General features: G+C 68.8%; 10 protein-coding genes and 1 pseudogene. 2 read left to right on the plus strand and 9 right to left on the minus strand.

The features are described 5' to 3' along the window. Window positions 1-64 precede the first annotated feature (64 nt). The 4 genes from ACZ3HV_RS38685 to ACZ3HV_RS38700 form a co-directional block, all read right to left on the minus strand. The gene (locus tag ACZ3HV_RS38685; RefSeq protein WP_465692089.1) at window positions 65-2,017 is read right to left on the minus strand and encodes a heparinase II/III domain-containing protein; all 1,953 of its coding nucleotides are present in this window, start codon (window positions 2,015-2,017) and stop codon (window positions 65-67) included. A 218-nt stretch (window positions 2,018-2,235) separates the two neighbouring features. Next, window positions 2,236-3,060, minus strand: coding sequence for a M55 family metallopeptidase (locus ACZ3HV_RS38690; RefSeq protein ID WP_465692091.1), 825 nt, complete (start codon window positions 3,058-3,060; stop codon window positions 2,236-2,238). A 66-nt stretch (window positions 3,061-3,126) separates the two neighbouring features. Further along, window positions 3,127-3,891, minus strand: a complete 765-nt coding sequence (locus ACZ3HV_RS38695; RefSeq protein ID WP_465692093.1) for a carbohydrate deacetylase — start codon at window positions 3,889-3,891, stop codon at window positions 3,127-3,129. A gap of 126 nt (window positions 3,892-4,017) precedes the next feature. Continuing rightward, window positions 4,018-4,239 carry a hypothetical protein gene (locus tag ACZ3HV_RS38700; protein WP_465692095.1) on the minus strand — a complete coding sequence of 74 codons (222 nt, stop codon included), beginning with the start codon at window positions 4,237-4,239 and terminating at the stop codon, window positions 4,018-4,020. Window positions 4,240-4,637: 398 nt separating this feature from the next. Between ACZ3HV_RS38700 and ACZ3HV_RS38705 the strand changes: the two genes are divergently transcribed. Both ACZ3HV_RS38705 and ACZ3HV_RS38710 read left to right on the plus strand, forming a co-directional pair. Then, window positions 4,638-6,623 (plus strand): hypothetical protein, encoded by a 1,986-nt coding sequence (locus tag ACZ3HV_RS38705; RefSeq protein ID WP_465692097.1) that lies wholly within the window; start codon window positions 4,638-4,640, stop codon window positions 6,621-6,623. Between the two features lie 20 nt (window positions 6,624-6,643). Continuing rightward, window positions 6,644-7,789 carry a S1C family serine protease gene (locus ACZ3HV_RS38710; protein WP_465692099.1) on the plus strand — a complete coding sequence of 382 codons (1,146 nt, stop codon included), beginning with the start codon at window positions 6,644-6,646 and terminating at the stop codon, window positions 7,787-7,789. A gap of 1 nt (window position 7,790) precedes the next feature. Here the strand turns inward: ACZ3HV_RS38710 and glsA are convergent, their stop codons facing one another. The 5 genes and pseudogenes from glsA to ACZ3HV_RS38735 all read right to left on the minus strand — a co-directional run bounded on the left by glsA (window position 7,791) and on the right by ACZ3HV_RS38735 (window position 12,959). Next, window positions 7,791-8,777, minus strand: a complete 987-nt coding sequence (glsA, locus tag ACZ3HV_RS38715) for a glutaminase A (RefSeq protein WP_465692101.1) — start codon at window positions 8,775-8,777, stop codon at window positions 7,791-7,793. Window position 8,778: 1 nt separating this feature from the next. After that, complete coding sequence (locus ACZ3HV_RS38720) at window positions 8,779-8,958, minus strand: hypothetical protein (protein ID WP_465692103.1); 180 nt, start codon at window positions 8,956-8,958, stop codon at window positions 8,779-8,781. Then, window positions 8,958-9,668, minus strand: a pseudogene (locus tag ACZ3HV_RS38725) (leucyl aminopeptidase family protein). The gene ACZ3HV_RS38720 and the pseudogene ACZ3HV_RS38725 overlap by 1 nt, the downstream one beginning before the upstream one ends. A gap of 46 nt (window positions 9,669-9,714) precedes the next feature. Continuing rightward, a complete protein-coding gene (locus tag ACZ3HV_RS38730; RefSeq protein WP_465692105.1) occupies window positions 9,715-10,104 on the minus strand; it encodes a hypothetical protein in 390 nt (129 codons plus the stop codon). A 203-nt stretch (window positions 10,105-10,307) separates the two neighbouring features. Continuing rightward, the gene (locus ACZ3HV_RS38735) at window positions 10,308-12,959 is read right to left on the minus strand and encodes a LuxR C-terminal-related transcriptional regulator (protein ID WP_465692107.1); all 2,652 of its coding nucleotides are present in this window, start codon (window positions 12,957-12,959) and stop codon (window positions 10,308-10,310) included. Window positions 12,960-13,091: the final 132 nt, after the last annotated feature.

Here is a 13,091-nt window from a genome sequence, read left to right on the forward strand (position 1 = left end):
CCGTACAAGTTGTCATCGGCATCGCCGCCGGCCGAGACCGCCGGCGGCGATGACACGAATCGGGTCAGCCGGCTCGGTAGACGGAGCCGCCGGGTGAGACGGCTACCACGGCACGCTGGCCGCCGACGTTGAGGTAGATGATGAAGGTGCCGCCGGACTGACGGGTGGTGTAGCTGACTGAGCCGGTGGCACGGACGGGTACGACGAACGACAGGATCGACGCGCTCTTGCCGGCCCGGGCCAGCAGCACGGTCGGAGCGGACTTGCGGACGAAGATGCTGGGGTAGTACCAGCCTTGGATCGGGTTCGTCTGGGCCTGGTTGATCAGCGTCGCGCCGGCCGGGAGCGCCTGCTTGAACGGGACCTGGAACACGACCGTCTTGGTCGTGTCACCCGGCGCCATCGAGACCGCGGTGGTCCGGGAAAGGACGGTGGCCCGCTGGCCCGGCGGCAGGTGCCACAGGGTCCGGAAGGACTGCGCAGTGGTCGCCGACGCACGGTCCCAGGTGACGAGCAGGTCCGGACCCTTGAGGACCAGAACCGACCGGACGCGGCTGATCCCGCTCCCCGGCACATCGGTGAACTGGTACGCCTCCGCGTTCGACTTCACCGAGTAGGCAGTCAGCCTCGTCACCGGGTTCACGTCCTTCGCCAGCGGCGTCGCCAACACACTGTGGGCGCTCGGGCTCATCACCCAGGTGCGGTACGCGCCCGCCGAGTACGCCGCAGACCCGCTGTCGATGACGATCTCGCGGCCCCGGGCCGTGTAGGTGATACTCGTGTGATCGCTGTGCCCATGGAGTGCCCGCGCCGGCCCGTACCTGATGCTGTACGTCGACTCACCCGCGAATCCCCTGGCCGGATCGGTGCCCCAGCCAGTCCGGCCGAAGACATAGCCGGCCGAGTAGACCCCGACTCGCCACGGCGGCGCCACACCCTTCGTACCGTGCGAACCGGCGTACTCCATCGGCGTCCCGGGGTACGGGTACGTCGCCCGCAGTTCGGTGTCACCGAGTTGGTGCAGGTTGCCGAGCGAGTTCGTCGCCAGCGCCAGCCATTTCGCCAGCAACGCGCGCCGGGTCGCGATCGTCGTACCGGGATCGACGCCACAGTTCTGCATCACGGCCATCGCGCGACCCCAGAGCGAGTAGTTGAACGCCGCGTACCCGGTCGACTGTTCGTTGGTCGCCCCCTGGGAGTCGATCGAGGTGGTGATGGCGGCCCCCAGACGCTGCTGGGCCAGGTTCTTGTAGTCGGTCCGGTTCAAGGTGCAGCCGACTCCGAAGAGCGCGATGCTCTCGTCGGTGCCGTGGTTCCAGGCGCCGCTCCAGTAGTTCGTGAGGAATCTCGCGTGGTTCAAGAGCGCCGTGTCGACCCAGGCGTAGCGGGTCGGCACCGTGGTCACCTGCAGCCCGGTCAGGATCGCCTGCCGGAGGCAGATCAGTACGTTCGTCCGGTGCATCGTCGACTCCCACGCACCGACGTTGCCCTTCCACGAATACGGGTTGTCGCGATACCAGTCCCACGCGATGGTGTTCACCCGGGTGAGCGCGGTCAGATCGCCCTGGCCCGCCGCGATGATGCCCTGGCCGAGCCAGCGCAGCGAGTGGAACCACATGTACCAGCTCGTGTTCTTGTACGGGTTCGCCGCCCAGTTGATGTTTCCGCCGCCGTTGCCGACCTTGTACGGCGCGAAGGGTCCCCAGGTGTACACATCGCGGTACAGATTCGCCAACGGGTTCGGCTTCTCGATGCCGCTGAAGCCCGGGCACGCGTAGAACGGCGCCGCCAGCGACCGGACCTGATTCTTCCCGATGTCCGTGGCGGCCGGCGCGGACGCTGGTACGACATTGCTGCCGCCGGGCACGAACTGTGCCCCGTCCGGCCCCTCCGGCCCCGGTACGATCGCGATGCCGGGCCCCGCCGCCGGCGTTCGAGTTGTTCCTGTTGCCGCTCCCGCCCCCAGCACCAGAGCGGCGATCCCGACGGCCACCCCGGCCGTGCTCGTGAATCGCATGACGTTGTCCTTCCCCCGCCGTCGCCGGACACCGGCGACGGCACGCAGCTGTCTGGCGGCGCACGTGCTGGCCATGCCCCCTGGCTGCCAGGTACGCCTTTACCGACGGTGAGCCCGCGGCCCGCCGCGTAGGTGGTCCGCTCACCGCCGGTGTCGTCGAAGAAACTCCCTATCTGCCTTGATGCAGGGGAGCCACCGAATGTTGCGCTGGGGTTCGGTTATTCGCTCACGCCGCGGCTGAGGAGTACGGCGGCGATGAACGTGCGGAACAGTTGCAGCGGGTCGTCGTTGCGCAGGGCAACGACCTTCTCCTCGACCTGCTCGACGCCGCGCAGTGCGCACGCCAGCTCCGCGAACGCGCGGTTGTGGTACCGGATGGTCAGCTCTGCCGGCAGCGTGACACTCGGCAGCCGGAAGCCGGCCACCCGGTCCAGCGCGCGCTGCGCACCATCCCGGATCAGCTCACGTGCCACCTCTGGATGCACGGACAGGGCGGCATTGTGCGAGACCGACTCCTTGACGACCACCGACTCGATGTCGGGGCAGAACGGTTGCGCCTCATCGATCGTGACCCGATCGCCCGAGATGAGTACCACCGGAACCCCGTGGGCGAGAGCCACCAGAGCGTTGACTCCGGACTCTCCGGCGATCGCGCCGTTGAGACGTACTTCGGCAATGGCGCGAGGGTTGTACGTGTGGTGCAGCACCGAGGACGTTGCGCCGGCCGAGCCGTGGTACGAGATGAAGAACGCCGCATCGAAGGAGTCGTCGAGACCTTCCATCATGTACATCGGCTTGTGCTTCCCGGACAGATAGCTCGCGCGGCCGTGGAGCTCGTCCGGGCGAAGGTTCTGCATCGTCGAGTGTGAGTCATTGACCAGGAACTCGGTCGCGCCGGCGGCGAGTGCGCCGTCGATCGCCGCGTTGACCTCCGCCTGCAGTTGGCCCCGGTAGTACTCGTACTCCTCACCCGGCCCGCGGCACTGAGTCCAGTCGACGACCCCCGCCGTACCCTCCATGTCGGTCGACAAGAACACCTTCACAACGCGCTCCGTTCCGTCGGCCACTTTTCGGTCACGGCCGCACTCCAACCCTTGCCGTGGCCGCCGTCAGTCGGTGAAGGCGTTGCGCATCGACACCAGCTCGATGCCGCGCTCCTCGATCGCCTTGCGGATCTCCGGGTCGGTCACGATCTCCTGATCCGAGAGCCGGTATTCCTCGGCCCAGCGATAGGTCTCGCTTCCGGGTGCGTGCATCGCACCGAGCTCGGGTCCCGCGACAGCGCAGTGCGTGACCAGCAGGTGTACGCCGGGCGTCAGGCCGGCGATGTGGTCGAGAACCCAGTCCTTCTTGACTGCCGCGTCCCGGTCGCTCAGTGTCTCGATCGAGCCGAACCGCTGCGACTCCACAGGGCCGTAGATGAACGGCCTGCCGACGGCGTTCGAGACCTCGTCGTACGCCTGCTCCGACGCCGACTGGCCCATATGAACGTCCAGGTAGTCGACAGTGAGCCCTTCCGCAGCGAACTTCGCCGCCTGAGCGGACAGCTCACGTACGGCGTCGGCCTGGGTGATGGAAGCCCGTGCCTCGGCCACCGTCCGGAAGAAGGTCCCATCCTCCCCCACCAGCGAGGGCCCATCGGTGAGCGGCCGCCACCGCAGAAAATCCCACTCGCACGTCAGCGTCTGATGTACGCCGAGCGGAATCCCGTACTCACGCGCCAGCGCTGCAGCCCCCGTGAACCACGGGCACGCAGCCATCGTCGACGCCTGCGTCAGGATCCCCTCCCGAAACGCCTGCACCGTCCCGACGTTGACGGCATGACACATCCCGAAGTCATCACCCTGAACGATCAGCCGAACCTCACCAGCCACGCCCACTCCTCCGCTCAACACCCGAAAGGCGACCGTACCCCAACGGGTCAGCGGAAGAAGTCTAGGCCGTGGCCTATGAGGACGGCGGCGAGGATGGTGAGGAGGGGCCGCCTCAGTGCCGACGCGTCAAGGGCTGTCCGGTGGCGGGGCCGGAGGGACCTGCATCACTTCGAGGATGTTGATTCCCAGCATGTCGAGGTGGTTCAGGATGCCGGCCAGCGCTGCCTGGTCGTCAAGATACCCGTGGAGGACAGTCTGCGCAGGCTCCTCATCGGCGGTCAGTGTGGGGAACGCGTCGGTCAGGTCGCGCGACAGGGTTCCCTTCACGCGAATCACGTAGTGGCCCATGGGACGCCCCTTTCACGACCCGTCGCCAACGACTCTGCTGCCTCGGGCACTCCGAGACATCACCCTTCCTGGGCGACCGGGGCGATCTGGTACGTCGCGGGAACGTCATCGATCTGTACCACCGCCTGGTCCCCCGGATCGGGGGATGGTCGTTTCGCGTCCGATCAGCAGGCTGGGAGACGTGGCCGAGCCGCCCGCGCCCCAACCGGTGGTACCGATCCACAGCGCTGCACGGCGGAAGATCCCGAAGCCTGCGCTGTGGCTTGTCCGGCCCCGCCGGCCGGCTAGCCAGTCCGACGCAGCGCACAAGGGATCACCCGGATCGGGTGACCCACGCGGCAACAATGGGGTCGAGCCGGAGGGTGTCGGGATCAGGTCGGCAAGCCCATGCTGCTGCCATGAGAGCTCTGCCACTGGTCATGTCCGCTCTGGCCACGGTGACGGTCCTCTGCCTGCCGGAGCCGGCCGCCGCCGCGGGTTCGCCCGAGGATCCCGCCGCGCAAACGCTGGCCGAGCGTTACTCCCCCGTCGTCAAACTGCAGAAGGCTTCCGCGAGGTGCGAGGACGGCGAGCAGTTTCAGCCCACCGACGTCGAAGCCGTCCTGGGTGATCAGCAGGTCGCGCTCCGTGGGCCGTGGCGACCGCCCGACCTCGTCAAGCCGCAACCGGAAGGCGCGGACCTCGGTCACGGTTTCCCCGGCCACTTCCTGGACTTTCCCGGCGACCCCCTGCGCCCCGGCTGCGACTATGCCGAGTGGTCGGCGCTCATCAACGCGACGCACCCGGCGACCGTCTACGCCCATGTCGTCCGTGACCCCGAGTTCCCCGATCAGATCTCCTTGGAGTACTGGTTCTTCTACGTCTTCAACGACTACAACAACACCCACGAAGGCGACTGGGAATCGATCCAGCTCGTCTTCAAGACGGCCACACCGGCGGCTGCGCTGACCATGAGCCCGGCCGCCGTCGGGTTCAGCCAGCATGGTGGAGCCGAGCGAGCACGGTGGGGCGACGCCAAGCTCCAGATCGTCGACGGCACTCATCCGGTCGTCTACCCGGCCGCGGGCTCGCACGCCAACAAGTACGGCCAGCGCCTGTACCTCGGCCGCGGTTCGGAAGGACTGGGTTGTGACGACACGACCAATCCGGCATCCGAGCTCAGACCTCGCGTCGCCTATGTGCCGATGGCCCGCGCGGACTACGTCCAGCAGTACCCATGGCTGGCCTTCGAGGGGCGGTGGGGCGAACGGCAGCGGTCCTTCTTCGACGGGCCGACCGGGCCGAACATGAAGGACTCGTGGACCACGCCCATCCAGGACGCGGAGGCGACCTGGCGCGACGACAGCAGTACCGTGCCGGCCGGCACCTTGCTCGGTCCGAGCAGCACCGGTGTCTTCTGTACGGCCGTCGCGACCGGATCCAACCTGGTCCGCGAGACGCTCGACCGGACCTGGCTGCTCGGCCTGCTGCTCGCCGCGCTCGTGGCGCTGATTTGGTTCGCGGCCAGCCGTACGCGCTGGAGCCCTGCGGATCCGCTGCCGGCCCGGCAGCGACGGGCGTGGGGTCAGGCAGTCGTCTCCGCGCTGCGGTTGTTCCGGCAGCGCCCCTGGCTCTTCGGAGGCTTCGCCGCGGTTTTCGTCATCCTGAGCCTGGTGACGGTTGTGCTGGCCAAGCTTCAAGTGGCCAGACGTGATGCTCCGACCGACCTCGGTGCCCCGACCGAGAACGCGACCGGTCTCTGGGCCTCGCTGGTCGCCATCGCTGTCACGCTCCTGACCATTGCGACGTACGTCGCCCTCCTGGCCGCCGTCACGGCCATGCTCGACCAGCTGGACCGAGGGGTGCCGCCGTCAACCGGTGCCGCGTTGCGCGAGGTGGTGTCGAGCCGGCGGCCGCTGAGCCGTGCGGCCGGGGTGTACTTCGTCGTGATCGCCGTACTCACGCTGGTCGTCGCGACGATCCCGGTCGCCGTCTACTACGCGGTCAGCCGGGCGTTCGCCGTACCGGCCGTCATGGCGGAACACTGCTCCGGGAGTACGGCGCTCAGCCGCAGCAAGATGCTGGTCAGGGGCCGGTGGTGGCGCACCGCCGGGCCACTCGCGATCATCATCGGACTCGGCCTGGCGGCAGGCCCGATCGCCGGGATCGCCCTGCTGCTCGGCACAGATCTGCCGGCCACGCTGGTCAACGTCACGTCGTCGATCCTCTTCGCCCTGGCGATGCCGGTCGCCTCGACGGCCCTCGTGTACCTGTACTTCGACCGCGCCGTGGCACTACCGGAATCACCTGGATCGGGTGACCTGCCGGACGCGGGCCGAACCTATTCTCGGGATGGCGACGGGAGCGTCGAGCACGACCTGCCATCGGTGCGTTCCGACTCCTGAGCGGACCAGAGGAGGCCGAGATGGTCCAGGCCGACGGCGAAGTGCCGGAGCCGGCAGCTACCCCACCGACCGGCTGGCGGCGCTTCGTCCCTGGACGCCCGCTGGCCCTCGCGATCGCGGCCGGCCTCGTCGTCGGCGCGCTCATCACCGCGCTGATCTTCGTCATCGCGCAACGCGACGACAGCACGGTCGACGCGGCCGGCAACGCGGACCCGGGTACGGCGATGTGCCCCGCGATCCCGGTGGCGAACCAGGTCCTGCCGTCGATCGTCACGATCGCGGCGAGCCGGGGCGCCGCCGCCGGCACCGGGTCGGGGCAGATCATCAAAGACGGTGGCTACATCCTCACCAACGACCACGTCATCTCGGTCGCCGCGGGTGGCGGCACCGTGTCCGTCCTGTACAGCGACGGTCATCGCTCCGACGCGGTCATCGTCGGCCGTGATCCGAGTACCGATCTGGCGGTGCTGAAAGCCGCCGACAGCGCGAAGGGCTTTCCCGTGATCGGCTTCGGATCGTCGGCGTCCGTACAGGTCGGTCAGCCGGTCGTCGCCCTCGGCGCTCCGCTCGGACTCGCCAGTACGGTGACGTCGGGCATCGTCAGCGCACTGGATCGGTATGTGCCGGTGCCGGGCGACGGCGTGACCCACCATCTGATCGGTGCCATCCAGACCGATGCGGCCATCAACCCCGGCAACAGCGGAGGCGCTCTGGTCAACTGCGCGGGACAACTGGTCGGCGTCAACGCGGCGATCGCCACGGTGCCGAACGAAGCCGGTGTCAGCGGCGGCGGAAGCGTCGGTCTCGGCTTCGCGATCCCGATCGACCTGGCGAAACCGATCTCCGACGAGCTCATCCGAACCGGCGAGCCTGGACATCCGACCACCGGCCTGCAGGTGCAGGAGATACCGCCTTCGGTCGCCGAGGCAGCGGGCACCCCGACCGGACTCTTCGTACTCGCGGTCGACGCCGGTGGACCGGGTGAGAAGGCCGGGCTGAAGGCAGGCGACATCATCACCAAGGTCGACAACGCACCGGCCGTCAGCAGTGAGCAGATCGTGGTCGCGACCCTGACCCGCAAGGTCGGAGACACCATCGAACTGACCTACCTGCGGCCCGGTACGGCGGCCCCGGCCACCACCACCCTTACCTTGGGCGCCCCGTAGGTCACGCGGGCGGTACCGGCTGCGAGGCGAGCAGGTCGAGCCCGAGCCGGCGGGCGAGAAACTGTGTGGCCAGCCGGCCGTTGACGCTGTTGCCGGCCTGATCCAGCCGCGGCCCGAAGGTTGCCAACGCACCCTTTCCGGGTGAGACCGTCACGATGCCGCCACCGATCCCGCTCTTGCCCGGAACGCCGACGTCGAGCAACCAGTCACCGGAGGTCTCGTACAGGCCGGCGATCGTCATCACCGCCAGCGTCACCCGGGCGACGTCCGGATCGATGACCCGTTCCTGCGTCAGCGGGCAGATCCCGCCGTCCGCCAGCGTCGCGCCCATCACCGCCAGGTCGGTCGCCGCGACGCTCAGACAGCTCTGCCTGGTGTAGAGCTCGGTCGCCTCATCGGGATCACCGACCAGGCCGCCGACACTCTTGAGCAGCGCGGCGAGGGCGCGGTTGCGGTGGTTCGTGGCCAAGGCCGACGCGAGTACGTCGGCGTCCAGCCGGAGCTCGCGTCCCGCGAATCGAGACAGACCATCGACGATGAACCGCCAACGCTCGTCCACCGAGCCGCCAGGCGTGAGGCTGGTCGTCGCGATCGCACCGGCGTTCACCATCGGGTTCGTCCGTCCCGCCTGGGACTGCTCGACCGCCTGCACCGAGTTGAAAGCCAGCCCGGTCGCATTCACCCCCACCAGGGAGCGGATCGCATCGACACCGACCGCCTGACAGGTCAGCGCGAACACGAACGGCTTGGCGACGCTCATGATGCTGAACGGCCGGCGGGACTCCCCCGCCTCGAACCGGCGGCCGTCGATCGCCTCGACGCAGATCCCGAAGGAGTCCGGATCGACTCGGGTCAAGGCGGGGTACACGTCCGACACCGCACCATCGCGGATGCCACGGAAGCGCTCGTACGCCGTCCGAACCAGCTCGGCGACGGCTGCCACCTCAGGCAGACCGCCGGTCGAAATGTATCTGTCGGCGATCGACATCTCAGAAGTGCCAGACGAGCGGGATGATGACCAGTGCCGTCAGCAACCACCACGCCATCACCACGAGGCCGAGCTTCCAGTAGTCCCCGAAGCGGTAGCCCGCCGGGCTCATGATCATCATGTTCGCGGGTGTGGAGATGGGAGTCAGCAGCGCCGCCGCGCCGGCGACGGCGATGAGCATCAGGACCGGCTTGACCGACGTCCCGGTCCCCTCGGCCGCTCGAGGAAGAGCGCGGCGGTGATCGAACCCGCGTTGACACCGCCCATGTTGGTCAGGTCGGCGATCGACGAGTCGAGCTGCGATCGGTAGGACTTGTGCAGCGGGAGCTCCCAGACCGGTTCGTCGGCGACGTCGCCCGCGCGCTTCAGTTGCTCCACCACAGCAGAGTTGTTGCCCATCACACCGGCGATCTCGACACCGAACGTCCGCAAGCAGGCGCCGGTCAGCGTCGCGATGTCGACGATCGCGTCGACCGGCTCTTCAGCGGCCATCGCCAATCCGTCGGCCATGACGAGACGCCCTTCCGCATCGGTGTTCAGCACTTCGACCGTCGTACCGTTGCGCATCCTCAACACGTCACCCAGCTTCATGGCCGACCCCGATGGCATGTTGTCGGTGCACATCATGTAGCCGGTGACAGCTGTCGTACAGCCCAAGTCGCGCAGGGCTGTCATCGATGCGAGGACGGCCGCGGCCCCGGTCATGTCGTTCTTCATCTGCGCGTGCGACTCGTCGCTCGGCTTGAGGCTGATGCCGCCGGAGTCCTACATGACGCCCTTGCCGATCAGGGCGATCCGTCCCGTCGGGTCGGCAGGCTCGTAGCGCAGCCGGATCATCCGGGGCGGCTCCACACATCCCCGGTTGACGCCGAGGATTCCGCCGCACCCCATCGCGATCAGCTGGCCAGCGAGCCAGCAGCACGCCTTCGGTCACCGCCTAGGCGAAGTCGGCGACGGACACGCCGACGTCGCGGGCCGGAACCTCGATCGCGAGGCGCTTGTGCCACGGCACCGCACGGGCGAACTCCGCGGCCAGATCCCGCACGAGTGCGACGTCGAACTCGCCGGGGGCACCGATGCCGACCGCGACCCGCACCGGACCGTCGGAGCGGGGTTGGACCAGCGTCTGGCCGCGGTCTCCCTTGAAGCCGGCGGACGCCAGACCCGCCCGGTCGGTCCCGAGCTCGTCGGGTGGGTCCCCGTCGGCCGCGACCGGTACGGCGAGGGCGTCCGCCTCATCCTCGGCCTGCTTCAGTGAAGCGACACCGACCCTGGCCCGGAATCTGGTCGAAGGAATCGGATCGAAATCGTCTGGGGTCGTGTTCACGAAACCTCCTCCGGTCGGAGCGCGGCCGCCAGGGCCTGTCCGTGCCGCGGGGCAGCCGCGTCGCGGTTGCCCCGGGGACGTCTCATCCCATCAACCGGGCCCCTCCCCGGCCTCCTCCGATTAGGGTGAATTCCCCGGCCCCGCGCGACGGGCAGCCATCGGCGTACGGCGGCCACGCTGGATCACCCGGTACGGGGGATGAACTACAACAGGCCGACAGAACGAGCGACTCGCAGCGCCGCGGATCGCTTCTCGACGCCCAGCTTGCGGTAGAGCGAGATCAGGTGCGTCTTGACGGTGTTCTCGGTGATGAACAGCGCCTGGGCGATCTCGGTGTACGAACTGCCGAGCGCGAGCTGGTCGAGCACATCCGCCTCGCGGGCCGTCAACCGGATCCGGGCATTGTTGATCATCGCGTCGAGACGACGCGGCGGCGGGGCGTGGACGTCGAGCCGGGTCCGGGCCAGCAAAGTCATCCCGCCGGCCTGGCTCCACCCCGGCTGGTAGCTCGACAACTTCTCGAGCGCCACCGCGGCGAACGGATGCGGGTTCGGGCCGGTGACGTGCTTGCGCAACCGGTCGAGGAAGGCAGGCTCGTCGCCGGCCGGAGTGAGCGCATGCAGCATGCGTTGCGGCGTGACCCGGTTCAGGGTGTCCACCAGCGCGGCTTCGGCGGCCGGCTCGTCACCGGCTCGGCCCAGCAGGACGGCTCGGAACGACGCGGCCATCGAGGCCAGCGGCGGATAGAGGCCGGGCCGGTCGACCACATCGTCGATCAGCTTGAGCGTCATCGGGATGTCCCCCTGGACGATCGTGGCCAGCGCCCGGACCAGCTCGGCCTCGGCGGGGTTCCCGGTCCGCTCGAGCACGGTCACCTGTGTCTCGATGGCTGCCTTGTCTCCGACCAGGGTCGCCAGCCAGGACCGTACGAGCGCCAGGTCCCGGGACAGGAACGACGGCAAGGGACCGGCCGACGCCGGGTCGGTGGTGAGCTCGGTCAGCGCCTCGCCCAGGCGCCCTCGCTCGACCAGGAGCACCGCTCGCAACATCGCACGCAACGCCACGACCACCGTGTCCGCCCCGGCCACGTCGGTGGCCGCGACGACCTCGTGGCAGTGCCATGCGGTGTCCAGATCGAGCTCACTGAGTGCCGCGAGTCCCAGGACGACCTGCGCGCGTACGGCGTACTCCTCGGGTAGTCCTTGTTCTCCGCCCGCGTCGATCGCCGCCTGTGCCGAACGGGCCGCGTTCCGGATCTGGCCGCGCACACACTCCACGACCGCCCGGTGGGCGAGACCACCTGCGATCAGCCGATGATGGCCCACCATCCGCGCGGTCACGAGTGCCTCGTCCAGATGGCTGACGGCCGCGTCCAACTCGTCGGCCCAGGTCTCCGCGGCCGCGAGCTCGATCAGCAGCCAGGCCAGTCGCTCAGGCCCCAGGACGGCGCGGGGCCGGCCGTCACCGTCGGTCGGAGCCAGGGCCAGCAGGTCTCTCGCCCGCCCGATCGCCGCGTGGACGTCGTGCCAGCCGTAGCGCGATTCCCACAGGCGCAGCAGTACGGCGTCCGCGGCCAGCGCGTCGTCGTCCGGCGTACCCGAATCCGTCCCCGCGGCCAGGCCGTCGGCCCGCGCCGCGTCCAGGACCGCCCCGGCCACGTCCCCGTTCACTCGCCGCAGCAGGCCGCGGACACCGATCAGTCGGGACTGCTCGTCGACATAACCGGCCGGCAGCGCTTCGAAGGCGGCCTCGACCAGACCGGACTCACCGGCAGCCAGTATTCCCGGCCCGTGACCGAGCAGGATCCGGGCGACCAGCGCCGCGTCGTCGGCCTCGAGTGCGCTGCGCAGTGCTGAGCAGCCGTCACCACGGTTCTCGAAGTAGAGGGCAGATCGATGCCGCCCGGCGACGGCCAGCTGCCTGTCCGCGGGGCTGACCGCGACGCGGCGCCGGAGCAACTCCAGGAGCAGCGGGTGGTATCGGTAGAGCGGCTCGCCGGCCGGATCGTCGGCGTACGCCGTCACCAGGAGTCCGCTGCCCGCGAGATCCGCAAGCATCGGACCGGCCTCGGCGTCCCCGCTCAGCACCGTTGCGAGGTGTTCGGTCAACGTGGTGGTTCCGAAGGTGCTCAGCAGCATCGCCTGGACCCGCTCGTCGAGAGTGCTCAATGATTCGCCGAGCAGGAGATCGAGCACCGGCCGTTGATTGACCAGGGCCCACACGGCGTCACCGGACGCGGCGAGCGTCCGGGCGGCGAGAACCAGCGCGGCAGCCCAGCCAGCGGTCTTCTCCTGGAACAGCTGGATGTCGTCGGTGGTCGCGTTCCGGGCGTGCGCCTGGACGAGCGCGGTCGCCTCGGCATCGTTGAATCGCAGATCCCGCGAACGCAAGGTCAGCGCCATCCCCCGGAGCTCGAGCTCCGGCACCGGCAGCGGGAGGTCGTACCGGCTGGCGAGCAGCAGCCGGACCGAGTGGGGTGACTCCTGCAGGACGTCCGACATCTCGGCGACAGCTGACTTCGGCAGCAGGTGCGCGTCATCGACCACGATCGGATCCGGGGCATCGGCGCCGATCACCTGCGCGAGGACGCCGCCCAGCGCGCCGGGCGTCTGTCCGGACACCCAGATCACCGGCTCGCCGGACTTCTGCCGGCGCGCGACCCAGTCCGACAGCAGCACCGTCTTGCCGGTACCGGCCGGGGCGATCAGCATGGTCAGCGACGACCGAATGCCGAGGTCGAGGGCAGAATGCAGCCGCTCGCGAGTCACCAGCGTGAGTGGCGGCCGCGGGATCTTCGCGGCAGCCGGATGCTGGAACTCCTCGCGCGCCCTTCCTCCAGAACCCGGGCTCGTCACACGCGTCGCCCTCCTCTGGGTGGGCGTGCCCTTTTTCGGTGAGTTGTCCGGCTTTTTGCGTCCTCGAGAAACGAGACTAACCGGTGCGCACCGATTGCGGGAGTAGAAACGCGGAGTGGTGTTTACGTGGCG

This window comes from Kribbella sp. NPDC020701 (assembly GCF_055562215.1).